The following is a 19,157-nucleotide window of genomic DNA, read 5'->3' as shown; positions in this document are numbered from 1 at the left end:
ATTGTTCCCCATGGGGCGACGCACTGCACGCGACAGACGAAGGGCCCCCTACCCAGACGGGTAGGGGGCCCTTCAGCGGTTCCTGGACCGGACGGTGCTAGCGCGAGCGGCGGTCGTTCGACGCCGGAGCGCTGGCCCTGCGGGAGCCACCGGCGCGGCGTGCGCCTTCGGCCCGCGGAGCCGAGGACGGCGCGTGGCTCCGCTGGCCGCCTGCTGCGGGAGCTCCCGCGGCAGGGCGGCGTACGGCGTCGCCGACACGCTGGCCGGACGCCGGGCGGCGGCTGCGCGTCGTGGTCTCCGATGCCGTGCGGGGCTCGGCTGCCCGGCGGGGCGACCCGCCCGACTTCCCGGCAGCACCGGTGTCCGTGCCGAAGCGCGGGGCCTGCGGCTGGTCCTTGCGGCGCTCCGCGCGGTTGCCCTGCGCGGCCTGCGGCTCGGCGGAGACGCGTCCGCGTCCACCCCGTCCGCCACGGCCTCCCGCAGCCGGAGCTGCGGTGCGGCGGGCGCGCTTGCGCTCGGCGTTCGCACCCGTCGAGGTACCTTCGCCGCGCGTTGCCTCCCGCGAGGCGAGGAGCGCGGCGCGGGTGCGCGGATCGATCTTGTCGGCCACGTCACCGGTGAGTGACAGGACGAGCGGCGAGGTCGCCTTGACGTTCTCGAAGGCGACGTCGACGCCGGCAGCCTTCATGAGCTTCTGCACCTCGGACTTCTGCTCGGGCAGGGTGATGGTGACCACCGTTCCCGAGGAACCCGCGCGGGCCGTGCGGCCTGAGCGGTGCAGGTATGCCTTGTGCTCCGTGGGCGGATCCACGTGGACCACGAGTTCCACGTCGTCGACGTGCACGCCGCGCGCGGCGACATCCGTGGCCACGAGGACGCGGACGTCGCCCGAGGAGAACTCGGCGAGGTTCCGGTCACGGGCGTTCTGCGACAGGTTGCCGTGCAGGTCGACGGCGGGGATGCCGGCGTCGGTGAGCGTCTTGGCGAGCTTGCGCGCGTGGTGCTTGGTCCGCATGAACAGCAGCCGGCGTCCGGTGCCCGAGGCGAGCTGGACGATGAGCTGCTTCTTCTGCGTCTGGTCGCCGATCAGGAGCACGTGGTGCTCCATCGTGGTGACCGCGGCCTGCGGGTCGTCGACCGAGTGGGTGACGGGGTTGGTCATGTAGCGGTTGACCACCTTGTCCACGCCGTTGTCGAGCGTCGCCGAGAACAGCAGGCGCTGGCCGTCGGCCGGGGTGGTGTCGAGCAGCTTCTTCACGACGGGCAGGAAGCCGAGGTCGGCCATGTGATCGGCCTCGTCGAGGATGGTGATCTCCACCGACTCGAGCGTGATGAGCTTCTGGCGCATCAGGTCCTCGAGGCGCCCGGGGCAGGCGATGACGATGTCGACGCCTGCCCGCAGGGCCTTCTCCTGGCGCTGCTGCGAGACGCCGCCGTAGATCACGGTGGTGTTGAGTCCGAGCTCCTTGGCCAGGGGCTCGACGGTGGCGTTGATCTGGGTCGCGAGCTCGCGGGTCGGTGCGAGGACCAGGGCCAAGGGGCGCCCGGGCTTGCGGCGGTAGGCCGCTTCCTGCTCGGCGAGGCGCGCGACCATGGGGAGGGTGAAGGCGAGGGTCTTGCCCGAGCCGGTGCGGCCGCGTCCGAGGACGTCGCGCCCGGCCAGGGAATCAGGGAGTGACTTGACCTGGATGGGGAATGGTTCGGTGATGCCCTGCGCGGCGAGGTTCTCGACCAGTGCTTTGGGCACACCAAGGGCGGCAAAAGTAGTCATGTAGTTAACACGAACTTTCTTCTCATCTTCCCCGGCACCGGTTGGCGCAGGGGTTCGCCGAAGAAAAGTCAGACAGTGTCCACCGCGCTCACGATCCTCGGAGCCGGATGCGGGACAAAAGAATGCGTTCTATCGACGCAGGCTGCGCGTTCAACTGGCTGGAGTTCTCCGCCGTGCGCAGGCAAGTCCTCCCAGTTTATCAGCAGGTCGCCCGGATCCCCGCATCGGCCGCAGTAGCGCCGCCGGTGGAATGCAGTATCCCCGGCGCACCGCATCGGGCCCCGGGCGTGGTTGGATTCTTCCAGGCCCGTGCACCGATGAGTCGGAGCGCGGGGCGGCCCATCGGCTGTCCGTCCTACGGAGGAAGCATGAAGGACGCACTCGAACTGCGGGACCTGACCAAGGTGTACGGGTCCCTGACAGCCCTGGACGGGGTCTCGCTCTCGGTGCCGCCGGGCAGCGTCGTGGGTGTGATCGGCCCGAACGGCGCGGGCAAGTCGACGACCATGCGCCTGATCCTCGGCCTGATCAGACCGAGCGGTGGTACGGCCATCGTCCTGGGAACCGAATCCTGGCGGAGCGGCCCCTCACTCCGCAGGCGCGTGGGCTACCTGCCCGGGGACCTCAAGCTCGACGGCGGCGCCACGGGGCATGACACGCTGCGGTACTTCGGCCTCATCTCCGGTCCCGTCGACGAGCGCTTCCGGAACGAACTCGTCGAACGGCTGGAGTTCGACCCGTCACGCCGTGTGAGGACGCTCTCGAAGGGCAACAGGCAGAAGCTCGGGCTTGTCCAGGCGCTCATGCACCGGCCCGAGCTGCTCGTCCTCGACGAGCCGACGTCCGGCCTCGACCCCCTGATGCAGCGCGAGTTCATCGCCCTCATGCGGGAGGCGAAAGCGGCCGGCCAGGCCGTCTTCCTCTCATCCCATGTGATCTCCGAGGTGCAGCACTGCGCGGACCACGTCGCCGTGATCCGGCAGGGCGATCTCGTGCGCTCCGCGCGCGTGGCCGAACTGCGGGACGAAGCACCCCGCAGCGTCCGGCTCGAGCTGGACGCCCCGCTGACGGCGGGGCAGGCGGAAGCCCTCCGGCAGGCGGGCCTAGCGTTCCGGCCGACCGATGATCCGCCCAACACCCTCCGCCCGGGCGGTGCAGCGACGGTCGTCGAGGGCCAGGTGTCCGGCTCCCCCGTCGCACTGCTCGGCGTCCTGTCCCGCCTCGGGCTGGTGGATGTCGTGATCGAGGAGCCGGACCTCGAGCAGGCGGTCCTCGGGCTGTACGCGCAGGCGGCACCTGGAATGGAGGTGGGGCGTCATGGCCGGTAGCGCACTGCCGGTGGTCCGGCACACACTGCGCCGCTCCCGCGTCGGGATGGCCGGCTGGTCCGTCGGCCTCATCGCGGCGAGCCTCCTCTACCTCCCGATCTACCCGTCGATGGGGGCGACCGGCGACCTCGAGGCCGTCGTCTCATCCCTGCCGTCGGAACTGGTCACGACCCTCGGCTTCGCCTCGATCTCCACAGGTGCGGGTTACGCCCAGGCAACCCTTCTGGGATTGCTCGGTTTCGTGCTGCTGACCATCGCCGCCGTGGGGTGGGGAGCAGCCGCGATCGGTGGCGAGGAAGAGAGCGGTGCCCTGGAGCTCACCCTGGCGCATGGCGTCACGCGCCCGCAGGTCGCTCTCGAAGCGGCCCTCGCGCTGGCTCTGCGCCTCGCCGTCGTCTGCGGCGTGCTGCTGGTGGCCGTCCTCGTGCTGAACGGTCCCTCCCAGCTCGGGCTGACACCCGGCCACGTCGTCGCAGGCACGGTCGCGCTGTACCTGCTGAGCCTCCTGAGCGGTCTTGCGGCGGTCACGGCAGGAGCAGCAACCGGTTCGAGGACCGCGTCCGTGGCGGCGGGCGCGGGCATCGCCGTCCTGGGGTACGCCTTCAATGCCCTCGGCCACCAGGCGGAGGCGACTCGATGGCTCGGACACTTCTCCCCGTACACCTGGGCGTTCGACCCGGCTCCGCTCGCGAACGGCTTCGGGAACGGTGCGTGGGGCGGCATGGCGCTCATCCTCGGCCTGTGCGGCGTCCTCGTGCTGGCCGCCGCCGTGGGGCTCTCCCGCCGCGACATCCGCTGACATCCGCAGACATCCCCAGACATCCGCAGACATCCGCAGACGGACAGTCGGCCGGCGATGGCGGTGGTCAGCGGACGATGACGACGTTTCCCTGGCCGTGGTGGAGGACCGCGTGGACCGTCGAACCCAGCCGCACGCCGAGCGTGCTGTGTCCCTTGGCGCCGATGACCACGCCGGCTGCGCTGCCGGCGCGCTCCAGGATCAGTCCGGGGATCGAGGGAGCGGTCATGTGTTCCGTCGTGACGGCGATGCCCGGACGGGCCGCCAGCAGGGCGGCGGACCGCTCCAGGACGTGACCGGGATCAGGGACGGTCTCGGCGGGGTGGCGCCGTCGGGACTGCTCGACGTGGAGGAGGTGGATGGACTTGCGCAGGGCCACCGCGAGATCGCCTGCCGTCGCCACTGCCCGGTCACTCTCGGGAGACCCGTCGACGGGAACCAGGACGGCGTCGGACTGGGGCCGCGCTTCCCGGACCACCACGATGGGACACGCCGCGCTCGACGCGAGGTGGAGGCTGGCCGATCCGACCAGCAGCCCGGAGAAGCCACCGAGGCCTCGTGTCCCGGTGACGACGAGGGATGCTTCGGTGGAGAGCCTCGTCAAAGCTTCGGCAGGGAATCCGATGACGATGCGCTTGCCGACATCGAGGCCGGGCTCGGAGCCTGCCGCGAGCGCGCGTCCTTCCTCTGCCGTCGTCTCGGCCTGCCGGCGCAGGCCGCTGTCCTGGACACCTGGGACGGGGCCGAGGTCCTTGGTGAAGAGGGGCCAGGGCCAGCAGTGGGCGACGACGAGCGGCAGGCCGGCCGCTGCCGCGTACCGGGCCGCCCAGAGCACGGCACGTTTCGCACCGTCCGAGCCGTCGTACCCCACCACGACCGGCTTGCCTCCCGTGGACGGGTTCACGCTGATGCACCTCCTCGATGATTGCGCGCGGGGTCGACCGCCGTTGGAACGTCGCCGGCGAGCGGGATGAAGTGTTCGGCGAGCTCCAGCGCGCGGATGGACGACGTCGAGCCGTCCACTCCCACGACGATGACCCGACGGCGGGGCGGGACGATGGGCTCCATGGTCGATTCCTGGTCCTGGCAAGAGGGAACGCGTAGATCTTCATGGTTGCCCCGGCGCGAGGGTTACGACAGGGTCGAAAGACCCACGGTCGAAGGTGACTTTCGGCCCTGCCCGAGGTCGGGCGGCCGGTTCATGATGGGACGCGAGCGGGATGAGCGGTTGCCCAGACAGAAGGAAGAAGATGACAGGCGCGATGGTTGACGGGCGGGCGGAGAGATCGACGGTTTTCCTTCTCGACGATCACGAGTTGGTGCGGCGGGGCCTGCGGGAGCTGCTCGAGGGCGAAGGCTTCGTCGTCGTCGGGGAATCGGGCTCCGCCGAGGAGGCGACGCGGAGGATCCCCGCCCTGTCCCCGGACGTGTCGATCCTCGACGCCAGGCTCCCTGACGGGACGGGCATCGAGGTGTGCCGCGATGTGCGCTCCATCGATCCCTCACTGTCATGTGTCATCCTGACCAGCTACGACGACGACCAGGCCGTGCGCGGAGCCGTCCTTGCCGGCGCCTCCGGGTACATCCTGAAGGAGATTCTCGGCTCCGACCTGATCGACAAGCTGCATCGCGCCGCTCGCGGGGCGTCCCTCTTCGAGGCGGGACTGAAGGAACGCATCGTGGCCGGCCTCAGTGCCGCCCCGGTGGAGGATCCGCGCCTCGTGGGGCTGACCAGCCAGGAGAGGAAGGTCCTGGCGCTCATTGGAGCCGGTCTGACGAACAGGGACATCGCCGGAGAGCTGTTCCTCGCCGAGAAGACGGTGAAGAACTACGTGTCCTCACTGCTGTCGAAGCTGGGTTTCCAGCGCCGCACCCAGGCCGCTGTCTTCATCAGCAGGCCCTGATCAGCCCGCCTGCCAGGATGCAGGCGACGAAAGACGGGGAGGCCCCGACGCCGCAACCACACCACCCCCTAATGGAGCCTTAAGACCCTAGGGGGTAACCCCCCTCTGGGCGGACCATGGACTACGGGCCCGCAGGGAAAGGACGTGCCGCCGGATACGGTCGACCGAACCGCGGGCCGACCCCACTCCAGGCGCAGGCAAGCAGAGGACACGACCGTGATCACCGACCAGACCCCATCCACCCTTCCTGCTGTTCCCCCTCCGGCCCCCGGCTCGTCCGCGGGCAGGGAGCAGCCGACCCGTGGAAAGGAAACAGACCCGAAGATGCTCCTCCAGCGGCAAGGCGAACGCCGTCGGGAGACCGAGCGGAAACTCGCCCTTCACATCCAGAAGTATCGGGAGACCCACCCCCTCATACCGGAGTAGAACGTGCTGGAGCGGTCCGTGCGCGTTCGATGGAACGGCGTTCGTGCCTGGCTCGCACCCCGGGTCGGCGCCCCGGAACGCCGCGGAGCGGTCAACGGGCGGGTGTCCGCTCCGGCTCCTGGAGCTTTCCGTCGAGTGGTGGCACGGGCCCGGGATCAGGGACGACCAGGGTCGGGCAGGGTGGGTGCAGGAGCAGCGTGTGGGTGACCGACCCCAGGTACATACCCGTCCGGGCTCCCCTCCCGTGGCGTCCGATCACCAGGAGGTCGGCACCCGCGCCGTAGTGTGCGAGCGCCTGCGCCGCATCGCGCACCTCGTCGAGGACCTGGCGCACCGCGAGGTGCGGGTAGCGCGTGGAGACGTGGAGCAGCAGTGCCGACGCCCCCTCCTGCATCACCGGGGTCTGCGGCACCCCCGAGCCGTGGACGGGCGCCGACACCACCGTCAGGGTAGTACCCATCGCGTGGGCCTCATCGGCCGCCCTGAGCAGGGCGACGCCGGACAGCGGAGACCCATCGACGCCGACGACCACTCCCCCGCTGGTCGCGTCGGTCGTCGCGTCGGCGGTCCCTTCGATGGTCCCCTCGGTGCCCGGCGATCTCCCATCATCTGAAGGGACGACGACGACGGGTACGCGTGATCCGAGGGCGACCTGCAGGGACACCGAGCCCCGGAACTCACCGCTGGCCGCGTCCATCCGGTCCGAGCCCAGGATGAGCAGCGGCGATTCGGCGGCGAGTCCCAGCAGCGCCTCCACGACATCGCCGCAGTGGAGGTATGTCCCGACGTGCAGCGCGGGAAAGTCGGCGGAGATGCGGCTCGCTTCCGTCCGGAGCACCTCACGGCCGCGGATGACGACGTCGCCGTAGGGGCTGCCCGGTGGCATCAGGGCGGGATCCGGCACGGCATGGACGAGGGTGAGCGGAACACCGAGCGACTTCGCGCGGCGTGCTGCCCACAGGACGGCCGGGCCACCCGTCGCAGCGTCGCGGACCGCCACCACGAGAGGCCGGACCCGCTTGTCCGGCCGGGGGGTGGTTGCCCGGCTGTCCTGCGAAGCCTTCACGACAGGTCCTCCTGGTCGTCGTGGCACAAGGGCGGGAGAGCCTTCATCGGTGTCCTTCCCAAGACTGGAACGCGGCGGCACAGCTCAGCCCGCTTCATCGGGCCGCCCGTGTGAGCAGCCATCTCCAACCATTCCAGACACCGGCCCTGCTGGTCAGGGCCTTTCGGCCCTCGCCTCCGCGTTCGTGAGATCGAGAATGATCTCCGTCCCGGGCGACAGGGCGTCGACGCACGCGATCGAGACCGTCGATGTCGACGGCCGTCACGCAGCCTTCGACGAAGATCCGCGCGCTGCTCAGCTCTGCATCCGCACTGACCAGGGCCCTCAGCTTCTGGTGCGCTGCCGAGGGATGCCGTGCCATAGCGCGACGGCGTCCTTCCGCTTCGACATCGTGGGCGCACTCCTGGGGGCCCCGTCCGGAGGGGGCTCCGAAGCCCGAGCCGGCCATCGCCCTGAGGTGTCCCTCAACGGCGCAGCGCTTCTTCCCGAACATCGGGGCGCGCCTCTGCACCGGTCGGCGCGGTGGATCCGTCCGCGTCCAGCGCCCGTCGCCGGGCCTTCAGGAACGTCATGTCCTCCGGCGTGAACCAATGTTCCCCATGCTCGTCGACGGGCAATTCCTCGTCCATTCCGGTCGCCACACGGTTGGCCATGGTCCGGGGAAGGACGACACACCCCGGGTTCTGCAGGAGCCACTCCTGCACGGTCGGGTCGAGTCGGGGCCAGATGATGCTGATGCTGGTCATGGTGAAAAGCTCCTCAATCGTCAGTGATCCGCGGAGCTGCCGTAAAAGCCGACGGCGAATCGGTCCCATTTCACGGGGCACTTCGGCATTGCACTAGGGTCTTAAGTCCCTTCCGATCGATAAACCTGTCGGGACCGCCCCGATTCCGCCGGGGCCCGTGCCGGATCGCGCACGAGCCGCCTGCGGGGCGCGCTCGCCTCTCCAGAGTTCTTCTGCAAGGGTGGGAGAACAGCCCGGTCCCTGCCAGGAGGAAACCATGACACTGTCCCCAGCGGCGCTTCTCGAGGACGCCCGGTCGCTTACCGGAGACATCATCGATCTCCGGCACCGCCTGCACCGTGAGCCGGAACTGGGCCTGTACCTGCCGCGTACCCAGGAAAAGGTGCTCGCAGCACTCGACGGGCTCCCCTACGAAGTGACCCTGGGCACGGACACGACGTCGGTCACCGCGGTCCTGCGCGGTGGGGCGTCCGGGGCGGACGGCGCCGCACCCGTGGTGCTCCTGCGCGGGGACATGGATGCGCTCCCGGTGCAGGAAACAACCGGAGTCCCGTACAGCTCCGAGGTCGACGGCGTCATGCACGCCTGCGGCCACGACCTCCACACGGCGATGCTCGCGGGCGCGGCCACCCTGCTCGCCGAGCGCCGCGGGGAGCTGCCGGGCGACGTCGTCCTCATGTTCCAACCCGGCGAGGAGGGCCACGACGGCGCGGGCGTCATGATCCGGGAAGGAGTCCTCGGCGCGGCCGGTCGGACGCCGGATGCTGCGTACGGGCTGCACGTGACGTCGTCGCTCATGCCGAACGGGATGCTCACCAGCCGCGGCGGTCCCCTGATGTCGGCGTCGGACGCCCTGATGGTGACGGTGCGCGGAGCGGGCGGGCACGGATCCTCGCCGCACTCCGCGAAGGATCCGGTGACCGTCGCCGCGGAGATCGTCACCCAACTGCAGGTCCTGATCACGCGGCAGTTCAACATGTTCGACCCCGTGGTGCTGTCCGTCGGAGTCCTGAAGGCGGGCACTCAGCGCAACATCATCCCGGAGACCGCGAGGATCGAGGCGACCATCCGGACCTTCTCCACGGCGAACCGGGACAGGATGACCGAGGCCGCCCCTCGGCTGGTGCGGCACATCGCAGCCGCCCACGGGCTGGAGGCCGAGATCGAGTACCTCCACGAGTACCCCGTCACCATCACCGACCTCGACGAGACGGCGCATGCCGAGGCCCAGGTCGCCGAACTGCTGGGCGCCGAACGGTACGTCACCATGCCGCAGCCGATGAGTGGGTCGGAGGACTTCTCCCGGATCCTCGACGCGGTGCCGGGCAGCTTCGTCTTCCTCTCGGCGGTGCCTCCCGGCGTCGAGCCGGTGACGGCGCCGTTCAACCACTCCCCCTATGCCGTCTTCGACGACAGCGTCCTCGCCGATGGCGCAGCGCTCTACGCGCAGCTCGCGATCTCCCGGCTGCTCTCGGCGGACGCACGAAGGGAAGCGGCAGGCGGCTGACGTGAGTGTCGGTGGCCCGGATCCTGCTCGCCGATAGCGGCAAGCAGGATCCCCCGGTGTCGAAGGGCTCGAAGGAAGGGCGCCGGCCCTCGAGTCTCCCGGCCACCGCTGTCAGACGAGCCTTGTGACCTCACTGGGGGTGGAACCGACCGGTACCAGGCGGGTGAGCTGCGTGACGTGCCTGGGCTCGAGTTCACCGAGGTGCGAGACACCGAGCAACCGCATGGTGCGCTCGATCTCGTCCCGCAGGATCGCGATGGCGCGGTCGACGCCTTCGCGTCCGCCGGCCATGAGTCCGTAGAGGTAGGCGCGGCCGATGAGGGTGAATTTCGCGCCGAGGGCCATGGAGGCGACGATGTCCGCCCCGTTCATGATGCCTGTGTCCACCATGATCGTGGCGTCGCGGCCGACCTCGCGGACGACCTGCGGCAGGAGATGGAACGGGATGGGCGCGCGGTCGAGCTGGCGGCCGCCGTGGTTGGACAGGATGATCCCGTCCACCCCCATGTTCACGAGGCGCACTGAGTCCTCGACGTTCTGGACACCCTTGATGAGGATCTTCCCGGGCCACAGGTCGCGGATGATGGCGAGGTCGTCGTAGCTGATGGTCGGATCCATCGCCGCGTTCAGCAGATCACCCACCGTGCCACCGGTGTCGCTCAGGGACGCGAATTCCAGTTTCGGGGTGGTCAGGAAGTCGATCCACCACCACGGCCGCGGAATCGCGTTGAGGACCGTTCCGATGGACAGCTGGGGTGGGATGGAGAATCCGTTGCGCTTGTCGCGGAGGCGGGCGCCGGCAACGGGGGTGTCGACGGTGAACATGAGCGTGTCGAACCCGGCTTCGCCGGCCCGGCGGGCGAGCTCGTAGGAGATCTCCCGCTGGCGCATGACGTAGAGCTGGAACCAGTTGCGGCCGTTCGGGTTCGCTGCCTTCACGCCTTCGATCGAGGTGGTGCCGAGGGTCGAGAGGGTGAAGGGGATGCCGGCCGCAGCCGCCGCACCGGCGCCGGCGGTCTCGCCCTCGGTCTGCATGAGCCGGGTGAACCCGGTCGGCGCGATACCGAAGGGAAGTGCGCTGGGTCCGCCGAGGATCTCCACCGAGGTGTCGACGTGTTCGGCCGGGCGGAGGATCGAGGGGTGGAACTCGATGTCCTCGAACGCCTGGCGGGCCCGGGCCAGCGACAACTCGCCCTCGGCGCCGCCGTCGGTGTAGTCGAAGGCGGCCTTCGGGGTGCGCCGCTTGGCGATGGTGCGCAGGTCCGCAATGGTGAGCGCGGATCCCAGCCGCCGTTTCTTGCCGTTGAGCTCGATCTTCTTGAACTGCATCAGCTCGAGCATTTCCGCCGGGACGGGGAGTTGGCGCTTGGTCACGCGATGGTCCTTCCAATTGCAGCAGTGCGCTGAGGGCGGATCGCCTCGACCTGCTGTACCCGTCATCGGGCCGCAAGGTTGAAACGATTCAAAGTAGTCCCCGAACTCTACCAAGAAAGGCACCGGGCTTCTACGGACCGGGGGCCCGCGCAGGAACCTCGGGAGCAGCGTGCAGGAGTCCACCCCCTGCTCTGACCCGACAGCGCGGAGCCCGGGATCGGAGTCCAGGGCCTCAGTGGCCCATGCGCGACCGGTTCATGCAGTCCTCTCCAGCACTGCTGCCGGGGACTGCACTCCGACGTAGGCGCCCTTGAAGAACAACAGGGGTTCGGCGTCGAGCCGCGCGCTCAGGGACCGGACGCTCCCCACCACGATGGTGTGGTCGCCGCCGTCGTACTCCTGGTGCAGTTCGCAGTCCACCCAGGCGAGTGCGTCCTCCAGCACGGGGTTGCCCAGCGGCGACGTGGTGTAGTCGACGCCGGCGAACTTGTTCGTACCCGAGCGTGCGAACTGGCCGGCCAGGTGCTGGTGCTCTGCCGACAGGATGTTCACGGTGAAGCGCCCCGCTGCACGCAGCAGGGGCCAGGTGCTGGAGGTCCGGGCCGGGCTGAAGGTGACCAGCGCCGGGGTGAGCGAGAGGGAGGCGAAGGACTGGCAGGTGAACCCGGCCGGACCGGTGGGTGTCGCCGCTGTGATCACGGTCAGCCCGGTGGCGAAGTGTCCCAACACCTGCCGGAGGCGCTGGGGGCTGAGGTCCGAAATGTCCGTCATGATGGGTCCTTTCGTGGCGTATGAATTCAATCAATCACCGTTTGTGCCCGCACCCAAGAGCCGGGGAGGCGAGCTGTCGTATGAGGAAACACGGGGTCATCGCCCGTCGTATTGCGTAGTGAACAGGGCTGGAACGGGGCGTGCTGCTGGACGTGGGTCAGGCGCTGAGAGCCACGGCTTTCCTGGACGCCCGATGGGTCTTCTCCAGCGCGGCGGCCAGGTCCTCCTGCAGGTCTGCCAGGTCCTCGACGCCGACGGACAGCCGGACCAGGTCGGTGGGCACCGCCAGCGGGGTACCCCGTACCGAGGCGTGGGTCATCTCCGAGCAGTAGCAGACCAGCGATTCCACCCCGCCCAGACTCACGGAGAGCGCGAAGAGCCGGGTCGATTCGGCGAAGGCCCGTGCGGCAGCCTCTCCTGCTCTGAAGCGCAGCGAGACGATCCCGCCGAAGCCCGACATCTGGCGCGCCGCCAGGGCATGGCCCGGGTGCTCGGGCAGGCCGGGGTAGAGCACCTCCGCGACGCCGGGCTGGTCCCGGAGCCATTCGGCGAGGGCCTGGGCGTTGGAGGTGTGTCGCTCCATGCGCAGGCCGAGGGTCTTCAGCCCGCGGGCGGCCAGGAAGCAGTCCTGCGGCCCGGCGACCGCGCCGCCGGCGAACTGCTGGTAGCCGATGGTCTCGGCCAGCGCGGTGCCGCGGAAAGAACGGTCCGCTACGACCACGGCTCCGCCGAGCACGTCCGAATGCCCGCCGATGTACTTGGTGGTCGAGTGCACCACCACGTCCGCGCCGAGGTCCAGCGGCCGCTGCAGGTAGGGCGAGGCGAACGTGTTGTCCACCACGAGCAGGGCTCCGGCATCGTGTGCCAGCGTCGCCCAGCCGACCAGGTCCGCGATGCCCAGCAGCGGGTTCGACGGCGTCTCCACCCACAGCAGTGCGGTGGAGCCCGGCCGGACCGCGGCGGCCACCGCCGCCAGGTCGGTGATGTCCACGGCCGTGTTCGCCACGCCCCACGGGCCCAGCAGCCCGTTGATCAGCCGGTTGGTGCCGCCGTAGCCGTCCCCGCCGAGGACGATGTGATCGCCCGGGCGCAGCAGTGCCCGCAGCAGCGCATCCTCGGCCGCAAGCCCGGAGGCGAAAGCGAAGGCCGCCGCCCCGTGCTCCAGGGCGGCCAACTGGGCTTCGAACCCGTTACGGGTCGGGTTGGAGCCCCGGCTGTATTCGTGCCCGGCGCGCAGCACGTTGATCCCGTCCTGCACGAAGGTGGAGGTCTGGTAGATCGGCGGGATCACCGCTCCGGTCAACGGATCGGGGTTCTGCCCGGCGTGGACGGCTGTCGTGTTGAAACCCGAGTACTTCGTCATCTCAGACCCCTGTTCCTGCATGGACGACGACGGCACCTGCCGCCGGAGAAGTGGCTGTGAGGTCCGCGGTGCCCACCAGCGGAGCCAGGGCCAGGTCCAGATCCGCGACGAGGTCCGCCGCGGTCTCCAGGCCCACGGAGAGCCGGATCGTGGTCTCCGCGATCCCGGCGGCGGCACGCTGCCCGGGGGTGAGCCGGCAGTGCGTCATCGCTGCCGGGTGCGCGATCAGCGACCGGGTGTCCCCCACATTGGCCACCAGCTTGAACAACCGGAGCCGATCGATGAAGGCCCCCACCTGCCCGGGCTCGGCGGCCAGGTCGAAGGAGAACACACTGCCGGCCCCCTGCGGGAAGTCCCGGGCCGCGAGTCCGGCCTGCGGGTGGCCCGAAACGGAGGGGTGGTGCACCGCGGCGACGGCCGGGTGATCCGCCAGGAACCGGATGACCTCGCGGGTGTTCTGGGCGTGCCGGGCGACCCGGATGTCCAGGGTCTCCAGCCCCTGCAGGATCTGCGCGGCGCTGCCCGGTGCGAGCGAGGGGCCCAGGTCGTGGAGGTACTTGCTGCGCGCGAGGGCCAGGTACGCGCCGTGGCCGTGGCGTTCCCACAGGATTTCCCCGCCGTACCGGCGCTTCGGCCGGGTGAGCTGCGGCCACCGGTCCGGGTAGGCGGAGAAGTCGAAGCGCCCCCCGTCGACCACGGCGCCTGCGAGGGTGCTCCCGTGCCCGCCGAGGAACTTCGTGGCCGAATACACCACGATGTCGGCCCCGTGATCCAGGGGCCGGAACAGGGCCGGGGTCGCCAGGGTGTTGTCCACCACCAGCGGCACCCCTGCGGCATGGGCGACCGCGGCGATCGCCGGCAGGTCCTGCAGCGTGGCCAGCGGATTGCCGATCGACTCGGTCAGGAAGGCCCGCGTGGTCGGGCGCACGGCGGCCTGCCAGGCACCAGGGTCTGCCGGGTCGGCGAAGCTGACCTCGATCCCGAAATCGTCGAAGGTGTCGGTGAGCAGGTCCACCGTCCCCCCGTACAGCTTCGACGACGCCACGATGTGCTGCCCTCCGCGGACCAGCGACACCAGGGCGACGGCGACCGCCGCCTGCCCGGTCGCCGTCGCGAGCGCGGCCACGCCGCCGTCGAGCGCAGCGATCCGCTGCTCCAGCACCGCGACCGTCGGGTTGCCGGTCCGCGTGTAGGTGAAGCCCGGCTCCTTCAGCGCGAACATGCGCCGGGCCGACGCGTAGTCCGGGAATTCGTATGCCGCGGTCTGATAGATCGGAACTGCCACGGGCCGGTAGGGGGCCTGCGGTTCATAACCTGCATGGATCTGGGAAGTGGCCGTACAGCCAGCGTCACCGGTACTCATCGAAGATGCTCCTTCGGCAGAAGTAGTTAGGGCTTGAGGTCGAATCGGTCTAAACAGGCTGCGTCGTCGATCCTGTCCGGGAACCCGGGAGCGGCGGTGCCTCGTCCGCGGTGGAATGCGCTTCCGGAATCCAGGGATTGATGGCCGACACCGAGAATTTCCGGTAGATCTCCACATTCCCCGACACAATGGAGAGGCTCCTAGAAATGGCAGTCGCAGCAATGAGGGAATCGACTGCGGACACTTCGGCGTCGCTCAGCATCGGACCCCAGACAGCCGCGATATCAGCGTCGACAGAAAGAATGTTCGAGCTGTAGGAGTTAACGAACTCCTGCACCCAGGCGCCGACGTACTGGTATTGCTGGTTCTCCCGGCTGACCAGGTGCAGCTCTCCGATTGTCAGAGCGGAGACGAATATGCGGAAGTGTCTCCTCCGCTGGAGGAAATCGACGACAGCCGGAGAAGGGCGGGGGCTCCGCAACTCCACGACGACGTCGGTATCCAGAAGGAGGCCGCTTGTGCGTGGCATTCCTCAGACTGCCAGCGCAGGCAGACCGGCGTCCTCCGTGCGATTCGGAGCCACATGCGGTCTGAGGAGGAAGTCCACGAACGCTTCACGTGGAGCCATCAGTGCCTCGTAGTCGTGAATGCTCACCACCGACAGGGGAACCTGGGAGTGGGGATCAGCAAGGGAGGAGGTAGCAGTCATGGGCGGGCGGCACGGGGCCGCGTCCTTTCGCGAGCTCTTGCCCGCACCAGGTACCCCAGGGGGTGAATGCGGACCGCTTCGTCATCCGAACCACCCACCGAGCGCGGGGTTGGTATGTGACCAAGTCGGAGCTTGGCGGTCACAATTCATGAAGCTGTTGGAAGTATAACCACGCAATCGTGCTCGAAGTAAACACCCACTCCTCGGTGTCCTCGTACATCCGCACGCCTATTGACTGTTCCACGCATGACAGCAGGACTTTCGTGGCAGCAGGGGTTGAAACTCCACACCGAATTGCTCCGGAATATTACGCCCCTGGTTTTTCCAGCGCCCTGATCGTCGTCCATGATGGGGCCAGCCCCTCCGATTGGTGCTCAGTCTTTCGACTGTGGAGGGGACGTGCCTGCGTCACCGGTGGATTTAGAGCCCTAAGCCACACCATCCAGAGCAGCTGAGAGACCTGCCTCCATGACGCTGCAGCTTCCCCCGGATTTCCTGTCCGGAAGGGTGCTAATGGCAGGACCGATGGAAAGGAAAGCATCATGACCCTCGATCGCATCTCCACCAGCCACGCCGGCTCGCTGCCTCGCACACCGGAACTGATCGCCGCCAACGCCGCCCGCACCTTTGCCGAGGACGGCTTCACCCTGGAGCGGACACCCGAATTCGAAGGGCTGCTCACCACTGCCGTGGTGGACCTCGTCCAACGCCAGAAGGAGTTCGGGATCACGATCCCGGGCGACGGTGAGTACGGCAAGGCGATGTCCAACCCGGTCGATTACGGCGCCTGGTGGACCTACAGCTTCCAGCGCACCGCCGGCCTGGAACTGACGGATTTCAACCCGATCCTCGCCGAGCCTGTCCGTAGCGAGCCCGGCGCCATCAGGCTGACCTCGTTCGCCGACCGGCGTGATTGGACACGCTTCGCGGCGGCCTACCAGGATCCCGAGAGCGGCATCCAGATCGGCAAGAACGCCACGGCCTTTCCGTCCGCGACCGGACCGATCTCCTACACCGGGCACGCCGCACTGGCCAGTGACATCACGAACCTCAAAGCGGGCCTGGTTGCTGCGGACATCCCGACGGGGTTCATCACGGCCCTCTCACCCGGGTCCGCCAGCAGGATCGGCAACGACTACTACGCCAGCGAGGAGGAGTTCATCTACGCCTGGGCCGATGTCCTGCGCGAGGAGTACAAGGCCATCGTGGAAGCAGGCCTGATCGTCCAGATCGACGATCCGTCCATCGCGGAGAACTGGGACCAGATCAATCCCGAACCCACCATCGAGGACTACCAGAAGTTCACCCGGATCCGGGTCGAGGCCCTGAACTATGCGCTGCGGGGACTACCCGAGGAACAGGTCCGGTTCCACGTCTGCTGGGGATCCTGGCACGGCCCGCACACCACGGACATCGAGTTCCGCCACATCGTGGACCTCGTACTGGGTATCAACGCCGGCTCGTACTCCTTCGAGGCAGCGAACGCACGCCACGAACACGAATGGACCCTCTGGCAGGACGTCGACCTTCCTGCCGGGAAGGTGCTGGTTCCCGGCGTCGTCTCGCACGCGACCAACGTCGTCGAACACCCTGAGCTGGTCGCCCAGCGCATCGAGCGGTTCGCCGCACTCGTCGGTCGGGAGAACGTCGTGGCCTCCACCGACTGCGGGCTGGGTGGCAGGATCCACCCGCAGATCGCCGCCGCGAAGCTCGAGTCCCTGGGACGCGGCGCGCAGATCGCGTCGAACCGGCTCTTCGCCCGCTCCGGAACACTCGCCTAGCCTCCGGTGGCCACCCTCGTCACCAGGGTGACGGACCCGGCTCGGTGGTCCGGATGGTCTCCGGACAGCCGAGCCGGGTCGTTCCGCGCCGGGGCGGATACCCCGGAAATAGAGAAACCGACGGATGCTAGGCGGTCTGCTCCAGGGGTGCTGACTGGACGGTCTCGCGTTCCTCCAGAGCTCCGGTGACCGAGGCCGTGAGGCTGTTGGCGATGTGGGTGCGGGCGAGTTCGGCAGCGCCGACGCCGTCCCCGGCAACGACGAGCTCGAGTATCTGGTGGTGCTGGTTCAGGTCTATCGTTCGGGGCTCATCCCCGGAGGGGAGTTCGAGGCCGATGCGGCGGTAGCGGTCGGACTTGTCCCACAGATCATCCAGGAGCTTGATCAGGACATGGTTGTGCGAGGCGGCGTAGACGGCCCGGTGGAATTCCCGGTGCACCATGATCGCTTCCTCGCCCCAGACCCGCGTGACGGGCAGGAGCTTCTCGGCGGCTGCGCGCATTGCTGCTATGTCGGCGTCAGTCCGGCGGGAGGCTGCCAGTTCTGTTGCCGATGGTTCAAGTGAGAGACGGACTTCCAGGAGTTCCCGTGCTTCCGAGGCACTCATGGTGGCCACCCTGGAATCCCGATGGGTGTCCATGATGATCAGGCCCTCGCTCGAGAGCCGGCGGATCGCTTCACGCAGGGGCGTGATGCTCATGTGCATGTTGTCGGCCAGCTCGTACTGCGAGATGCGCGAGCCCGGGGCGAGGCCACCGGAGAGGATCAGCTGACGGAGTTCGTTGTACGCGAGACTGCCCTTGCTGGAAAAGACGTTCGTGGTGCTCATCTCACGCTCCGATTCCGAAACCGAGGCGTTGCCCCCGTTCTTCACAGTGTAGTTCCTTCAGGACATCTTATAAGAAGTTCCCCGAGAGGCTTGTGCTTCGCGTCACTGCCGGGCTAGCCTTGATGTAGGTCTTATAAGATATTCGCCTGGCCCTCCCAATCCTGCTTTCAAGGTCAGCCTCGGCACCTCAGTCTTATAAGAAATAAGAAACTACTCAGGAGAGATTCGAAGATGAAAATTGTTTCCGCCCACGTCGGCACCATCCCCATCAGTTCCTCGATCAGGAACGCTTTCATCGACTTCACCAAGATGGACTGCACGATCCTCGCTCTGGTCAGCGACGTCTTCGTCGATGGAGAACCTCTGGTCGGCTACGGCTTCAACTCCAACGGTCGCTACAACGCAACGGGCATCCTGAAAGACCGCATTCTTCCGCGCATCATGGATGCTCCGTCCGAGGATCTTCTCGACGAGGACGGCCAGCTCTCGCCGGAGAAGGCGTGGGACCTGATGATGTCCAACGAGAAGCCGGGCGGCCACGGTGAACGCTCGGTCGCTGTCGGTGTGGCCGACATGGCCCTGCACGATCTCGCCGCGAAGATCGCCGGCGTCCCGCTGTACCGGTGGATCTCGGATCACTACGGTGACGGAAACCCGGACAAGGACGTCTTCGTCTACGCCGCCGGTGGCTACTATGCACCCGGCAAGAGCCTCGAGGACCTCCAGAACGAAATGCGGGGCTTCCTGGCCAAGGGCTACAACGTGGTCAAGATGAAGATCGGAGGAGCCGACCTGGCCGAGGACCTCCGCCGCATCGAAGCCGTGATCGAGGTACTGGACGGCGACGGTTCCCGCCTGATGGTGGACGTCAACGGCAAGTTCGACCTGGAGACGGCGCTGGCGTACGGCAAGGCCATCGACCAGTACGGGCTGTTCTGGTACGAGGAAGTCGGCGACCCGCTGGACTACGCCCTGAACGCCACGCTCTCCGAGCACTACCGCAATCCGATCGCGACCGGGGAGAACCTGTTCTCCCTTCAGGACGCCCGGAACCTTGTCCGCTACGGCGGAATGCGCCCTGACCGCGACTTCATCCAGGTCGATCCGGCCCTGAGCTACGGCCTGACCGAATACCGCCGGATCCAGGACATGCTCGCCCAGCACGGCTGGTCCTCACGCCGCTGCATCCCCCACGGCGGACACCAGTTCTCCCTTCACATCGCAGCAGCCCTCAAGCTCGGCGGGAACGAGTCCTACCCGGGTGAGTTCCAGCCCACCGGCGGCTTCACCGATGACGCCGTGATCGTCGACAGCCGGGTGGCCCCGGGCGATCTGCCTGGCATCGGGCTTGAAGGCAAGGCCGAGTTCTACAAGGTCCTGCGCGCACTCCACAACTGACCAGTGCCCCGGTCCCGGGTGG

17 protein-coding genes and 1 riboswitch are annotated in these 19,157 nt (G+C 68.1%); of the genes, 6 read left to right on the top strand and 11 right to left on the bottom strand.

What is annotated here, in order from left to right:
- Positions 1-97: 97 nt before the first annotated feature.
- On the bottom strand, positions 98-1,771 hold the full coding sequence (locus tag P5G52_RS05930; protein WP_301225549.1) for a DEAD/DEAH box helicase: 1,674 nt from the start codon (positions 1,769-1,771) through the stop codon (positions 98-100).
- Positions 1,772-2,139: 368 nt separating this feature from the next.
- Between P5G52_RS05930 and P5G52_RS05925 the strand changes: the two genes are divergently transcribed.
- Positions 2,140-3,099, top strand: coding sequence for an ABC transporter ATP-binding protein (locus P5G52_RS05925; protein ID WP_301225547.1), 960 nt, complete (start codon positions 2,140-2,142; stop codon positions 3,097-3,099).
- On the top strand, positions 3,089-3,898 hold the full coding sequence (locus tag P5G52_RS05920) for an ABC-2 transporter permease (RefSeq protein ID WP_301225545.1): 810 nt from the start codon (positions 3,089-3,091) through the stop codon (positions 3,896-3,898). The genes P5G52_RS05925 and P5G52_RS05920 overlap by 11 nt, the downstream gene beginning before the upstream one ends.
- Before the next feature lie 67 nt (positions 3,899-3,965).
- Here the strand turns inward: P5G52_RS05920 and P5G52_RS05915 are convergent, their stop codons facing one another.
- Positions 3,966-4,802 carry a universal stress protein gene (locus tag P5G52_RS05915; RefSeq protein WP_301225543.1) on the bottom strand — a complete coding sequence of 279 codons (837 nt, stop codon included), beginning with the start codon at positions 4,800-4,802 and terminating at the stop codon, positions 3,966-3,968.
- The gene (locus P5G52_RS05910; RefSeq protein ID WP_301225541.1) at positions 4,799-4,966 is read right to left on the bottom strand and encodes a hypothetical protein; all 168 of its coding nucleotides are present in this window, start codon (positions 4,964-4,966) and stop codon (positions 4,799-4,801) included. Before P5G52_RS05910 ends, P5G52_RS05915 begins: the two co-directional genes overlap by 4 nt.
- A 182-nt stretch (positions 4,967-5,148) precedes the next feature.
- Here P5G52_RS05910 and P5G52_RS05905 point away from each other — a divergent pair, with 182 nt between their 5' ends.
- On the top strand, positions 5,149-5,802 hold the full coding sequence (locus P5G52_RS05905; protein WP_301225539.1) for a response regulator: 654 nt from the start codon (positions 5,149-5,151) through the stop codon (positions 5,800-5,802).
- Positions 5,803-6,319: 517 nt separating this feature from the next.
- Here the strand turns inward: P5G52_RS05905 and P5G52_RS05900 are convergent.
- Positions 6,320-7,294 (bottom strand): universal stress protein, encoded by a 975-nt coding sequence (locus P5G52_RS05900; RefSeq protein WP_301225537.1) that lies wholly within the window; start codon positions 7,292-7,294, stop codon positions 6,320-6,322.
- 464 nt (positions 7,295-7,758) lie between these two features.
- Positions 7,759-8,040: a hypothetical protein gene (locus P5G52_RS05895; RefSeq protein WP_301225535.1), complete on the bottom strand. Its 282-nt coding sequence runs from the start codon at positions 8,038-8,040 to the stop codon at positions 7,759-7,761.
- Positions 8,041-8,296: 256 nt separating this feature from the next.
- Here P5G52_RS05895 and P5G52_RS05890 point away from each other — a divergent pair, with 256 nt between their 5' ends.
- Entirely contained in the window at positions 8,297-9,547 is a 1,251-nt protein-coding gene (locus P5G52_RS05890; protein WP_301225533.1) for a M20 metallopeptidase family protein, read from the top strand.
- A 111-nt stretch (positions 9,548-9,658) separates the two neighbouring features.
- On the opposite strand, the gene P5G52_RS05885 is transcribed toward P5G52_RS05890, so the two are convergent.
- The 5 genes from P5G52_RS05885 to P5G52_RS05865 form a co-directional block, all read right to left on the bottom strand.
- Entirely contained in the window at positions 9,659-10,921 is a 1,263-nt protein-coding gene (locus P5G52_RS05885) for an alpha-hydroxy acid oxidase (protein ID WP_301225531.1), read from the bottom strand.
- Positions 10,922-11,176: 255 nt separating this feature from the next.
- Positions 11,177-11,692, bottom strand: coding sequence for a flavin reductase family protein (locus P5G52_RS05880; protein ID WP_301225529.1), 516 nt, complete (start codon positions 11,690-11,692; stop codon positions 11,177-11,179).
- 157 nt (positions 11,693-11,849) lie between these two features.
- Positions 11,850-13,055 (bottom strand): cystathionine gamma-synthase, encoded by a 1,206-nt coding sequence (locus tag P5G52_RS05875; protein ID WP_301225527.1) that lies wholly within the window; start codon positions 13,053-13,055, stop codon positions 11,850-11,852.
- Position 13,056: 1 nt separating this feature from the next.
- Positions 13,057-14,418, bottom strand: a complete 1,362-nt coding sequence (locus tag P5G52_RS05870) for an O-acetylhomoserine aminocarboxypropyltransferase/cysteine synthase family protein (RefSeq protein WP_301225525.1) — start codon at positions 14,416-14,418, stop codon at positions 13,057-13,059.
- 49 nt (positions 14,419-14,467) lie between these two features.
- Positions 14,468-14,947, bottom strand: a complete 480-nt coding sequence (locus P5G52_RS05865) for a PIN domain-containing protein (protein ID WP_301225523.1) — start codon at positions 14,945-14,947, stop codon at positions 14,468-14,470.
- 208 nt (positions 14,948-15,155) lie between these two features.
- A riboswitch (SAM riboswitch) is annotated at positions 15,156-15,281 on the bottom strand.
- 388 nt (positions 15,282-15,669) lie between these two features.
- Here P5G52_RS05865 and P5G52_RS05860 point away from each other — a divergent pair.
- On the top strand, positions 15,670-16,908 hold the full coding sequence (locus tag P5G52_RS05860) for a cobalamin-independent methionine synthase II family protein (RefSeq protein ID WP_301225521.1): 1,239 nt from the start codon (positions 15,670-15,672) through the stop codon (positions 16,906-16,908).
- 127 nt (positions 16,909-17,035) lie between these two features.
- Here P5G52_RS05860 and P5G52_RS05855 read toward each other — a convergent pair whose 3' ends face one another.
- Positions 17,036-17,737 carry a GntR family transcriptional regulator gene (locus tag P5G52_RS05855; protein ID WP_301225519.1) on the bottom strand — a complete coding sequence of 234 codons (702 nt, stop codon included), beginning with the start codon at positions 17,735-17,737 and terminating at the stop codon, positions 17,036-17,038.
- 231 nt (positions 17,738-17,968) lie between these two features.
- Between P5G52_RS05855 and P5G52_RS05850 the strand changes: the two genes are divergently transcribed.
- Positions 17,969-19,135 carry a mandelate racemase/muconate lactonizing enzyme family protein gene (locus P5G52_RS05850; RefSeq protein ID WP_301225517.1) on the top strand — a complete coding sequence of 389 codons (1,167 nt, stop codon included), beginning with the start codon at positions 17,969-17,971 and terminating at the stop codon, positions 19,133-19,135.
- Positions 19,136-19,157: the final 22 nt, after the last annotated feature.

Origin of the sequence: Arthrobacter burdickii (genome assembly GCF_030433645.1) — a bacterium.
GTDB classification, from domain to species: domain Bacteria; phylum Actinomycetota; class Actinomycetes; order Actinomycetales; family Micrococcaceae; genus Arthrobacter_D; species Arthrobacter_D burdickii.
The sequence above is the reverse complement of the archived record's forward strand: the minus strand, read 5'-3'. Positions and strand labels throughout refer to the sequence as shown.

Excerpts from the sequence above, each read along its gene's own strand:
- P5G52_RS05860 (WP_301225521.1), top strand. The coding sequence starts at position 15,670 with ATGACCCTCGATCGCATCTCCACCAGCCACGCCGGCTCGCTGCCTCGC.
- P5G52_RS05865 (WP_301225523.1), bottom strand. The coding sequence starts at position 14,947 with ATGCCACGCACAAGCGGCCTCCTTCTGGATACCGACGTCGTCGTGGAG.
- P5G52_RS05925 (WP_301225547.1), top strand. The coding sequence starts at position 2,140 with ATGAAGGACGCACTCGAACTGCGGGACCTGACCAAGGTGTACGGGTCC.
- P5G52_RS05850 (WP_301225517.1), top strand. The coding sequence starts at position 17,969 with ATGAAAATTGTTTCCGCCCACGTCGGCACCATCCCCATCAGTTCCTCG.
- P5G52_RS05930 (WP_301225549.1), bottom strand. The coding sequence starts at position 1,771 with ATGACTACTTTTGCCGCCCTTGGTGTGCCCAAAGCACTGGTCGAGAAC.
- P5G52_RS05910 (WP_301225541.1), bottom strand. The coding sequence starts at position 4,966 with ATGGAGCCCATCGTCCCGCCCCGCCGTCGGGTCATCGTCGTGGGAGTG.
- P5G52_RS05870 (WP_301225525.1), bottom strand. The coding sequence starts at position 14,418 with ATGAGTACCGGTGACGCTGGCTGTACGGCCACTTCCCAGATCCATGCA.
- P5G52_RS05880 (WP_301225529.1), bottom strand. The coding sequence starts at position 11,692 with ATGACGGACATTTCGGACCTCAGCCCCCAGCGCCTCCGGCAGGTGTTG.
- P5G52_RS05875 (WP_301225527.1), bottom strand. The coding sequence starts at position 13,055 with ATGACGAAGTACTCGGGTTTCAACACGACAGCCGTCCACGCCGGGCAG.
- P5G52_RS05905 (WP_301225539.1), top strand. The coding sequence starts at position 5,149 with ATGACAGGCGCGATGGTTGACGGGCGGGCGGAGAGATCGACGGTTTTC.
- P5G52_RS05855 (WP_301225519.1), bottom strand. The coding sequence starts at position 17,737 with ATGAGCACCACGAACGTCTTTTCCAGCAAGGGCAGTCTCGCGTACAAC.
- P5G52_RS05920 (WP_301225545.1), top strand. The coding sequence starts at position 3,089 with ATGGCCGGTAGCGCACTGCCGGTGGTCCGGCACACACTGCGCCGCTCC.
- P5G52_RS05895 (WP_301225535.1), bottom strand. The coding sequence starts at position 8,040 with ATGACCAGCATCAGCATCATCTGGCCCCGACTCGACCCGACCGTGCAG.
- P5G52_RS05890 (WP_301225533.1), top strand. The coding sequence starts at position 8,297 with ATGACACTGTCCCCAGCGGCGCTTCTCGAGGACGCCCGGTCGCTTACC.